The sequence below is a fragment of the Roseburia sp. TF10-5 genome (assembly GCF_003462365.1).
In the GTDB taxonomy this organism is placed as follows: domain Bacteria; phylum Bacillota; class Clostridia; order Lachnospirales; family Lachnospiraceae; genus Roseburia; species Roseburia faecis.
In genome coordinates this window covers 1-473 of record NZ_QTYW01000018.1, presented here as the reverse complement: position 1 = coordinate 473, position 473 = coordinate 1, and the positions used below count along the sequence as shown (strand labels likewise).

Below are 473 nucleotides of genomic sequence, written 5' to 3'. Positions count from 1 at the left end.
AGCTACTGAAAAAACAAGCGAAAAGTTTATTCTGAATATGTATAAAAAGGGTTATACATTGGATCAGATCGCAGATGTAGCTGAAACAGGTGTTGATGAAGTTGAGGCGATTATTAAGAAGAAAGAGCCTGCAATGGCGTAAACATCATGGTAAAATAGTTTAAAATGAAGATGCGGCAAAATCGTCAACAGGTTGTTGAGGAGTTGCCGCTTCTTTGAATTTTATGTTATTTTGATAAATCTTAGTCTGGCATAAATTGTTGCCCCCATTCGCACATAGAGTCCAATAAAGGAATCAGTGTCTTGCCTAACTCGCTTAAGCTGTACTCTGTTTTTGGAGGAATTACAGGATATATTTTTTTAATGATTAGGTTATCGTTTTCAAGTTCGCGTAACTGCTGAGCCAGCATTTTATCAGTGATAGCTGGAATTTTTTTGTGGATTTGGTTATACCTTAGCGTGTTGTTGCCAAG

Annotated in this window: 1 protein-coding gene; it reads right to left on the bottom strand. The window is 36.8% G+C overall.

Annotation, left to right across the window (positions count from 1 at the left end; genetic code table 11):
- Window positions 1-242: 242 nt before the first annotated feature.
- The coding region (locus tag DXD06_RS13545) for a winged helix-turn-helix transcriptional regulator (protein WP_117832505.1) at window positions 243-473 on the bottom strand (231 nt) is incomplete at its 5' end.